At 41.3% G+C, this 1585-nt stretch carries 3 protein-coding genes; all 3 read right to left on the bottom strand.

Annotation, left to right across the window (positions count from 1 at the left end; translation table 11 throughout):
• Window positions 1-414 (bottom strand): SAM-dependent methyltransferase (locus E1171_RS01605; protein WP_222931332.1); only part of this gene is annotated, 414 nt, incomplete at its 3' end.
• Window positions 415-537: 123 nt separating this feature from the next.
• Complete coding sequence (locus tag E1171_RS01600) at window positions 538-1146, bottom strand: hypothetical protein (RefSeq protein WP_155203419.1); 609 nt, start codon at window positions 1144-1146, stop codon at window positions 538-540.
• A gap of 32 nt (window positions 1147-1178) precedes the next feature.
• Window positions 1179-1585, bottom strand: a 407-nt coding sequence (locus E1171_RS23430; RefSeq protein ID WP_222931331.1) for a hypothetical protein, incomplete at its 5' end; no start/stop codon positions are given.

Raw genomic sequence — 1585 nt, 5'->3', positions numbered from 1 at the left:
AAATATACCAGGGTGACCGTAAAATATTACAACCACCTTAAGTCCCTGTCGTACCCAGTACAATTGAGCTTCCGTCATCTGCATATAAGTGATGTAGCGCTCCTTGTTCTCATCATAAAGGACATACAAGTCCAGAGCATCTGGTCTTAGGCGTTTTAACCAAACGATCGTGGCTGGGTCTGCCACACAGAAAAGCACTTTATCAGCATCTTCAATAAGTTGCTTGTCACCCAGAGATACCCCTATGGTTTCAATTCCAGAGCCAAGAATAATAAGTTCTCCCTTTTTAGAATTAGGAGCAATATTTCCCTCTTCAACCTCTCGGACCTCCTCCCTAATGGAAGCAATTCCTTTGGCCAATTCTTTCCAGGCTCGTTGATGATCTTCGTATTTAGGATAGCTTACATTTCTCACTTTTTGAATCGGTTAATTATCTTTATCAAACCATTTAAAACTTATACAAAAACACCCTTTAAAGACCTGGTTTTTATAAGTGTTTTTTGTAAAAAGTTCAAAAACCCTTTCAATTACCTACTACTACAACAGCGTTAAATCTATAGTAGTCGCTTCGCTGGAATCACCATGATGCACCCCATTAACCAAAAAAGTAAAATAAACCACAACGCGACCATTTCCATTACCATCCCTCAGCTGAGTACTAAAATTTCCATACTCATCCTGAGATACTCCAAAAGTTGAGTAATTACTTTCTAATATCGATCGGCTAAATAGGAGCACTTGAGAGACATTAGCAATATTTGGAATGAAGGTAACCCATGGTGTTCCTTCTTTTGTAAAAACTTTAAATACATACTCTCCAGAACCGGGACTTCCTTTAATGACGTTTTCCGGATCATCAGCCTCTGAACTCATATCAATAGAGTCTGGTAGGCCGTCATTGTTTGAGTCAGGAGCTGGCTGAGGGCCGCTATCCATTGCTAAATTTATAGTAGTCGCTTGGCTGGGATTACCATGGAGTACCTCATTAACCAGATAACTGAAATAGACCATTACAGAGCCCCCCTCATTGTCCTCTCTTAGCGTGGTACTAAAATTCCCAAACTCATCTAAAGGTACTCCAATAGGTGTATAATCAATCTCTAATATGGATCGGCTAAATAAAAGTACCCGATAGACATTAGCCACATTGGGAATAAAAGTGATCCATGGTGTCCCTTCTATTGTAAAAACTTTATAGGATATTCGCCAGAATCGGGGGATCCTTCAATGACTTTTTCCGGATCATCAGCCTGTAAACTCTTATCTGTAGTACTATGCACTAGCTGACCGCTACCAACATTAGCCAGAAATTTAATGGCTACCCCGACCCCCACTTTTAAGGGCAGGTTTTCCCCTTTGTTTTGATAAGTGGCTAAAGTGTTGTAGCCTTTGTACTCCTCAGAACTGCCTGCACTTAGCATAGCATTTACAGCCTCATCTTTCCCTTCGGGGCCCCACCTCCAGGCATCCAGGGCGGCATCCTCATTGTCGTTTTTGATTGATAAGAGGCCGCTTAATACCATATTTTGTTCTTCAATACTAGCACCTTGCTGCGCATAATCAGCAAAGGTGTTCCAGCGGTCTT

Source organism: Xanthovirga aplysinae, from assembly GCF_009711365.1.
GTDB lineage: Bacteria > Bacteroidota > Bacteroidia > Cytophagales > Cyclobacteriaceae > Xanthovirga > Xanthovirga aplysinae.
The sequence above is the reverse complement of the archived record's forward strand: the minus strand, read 5'-3'. Positions and strand labels throughout refer to the sequence as shown.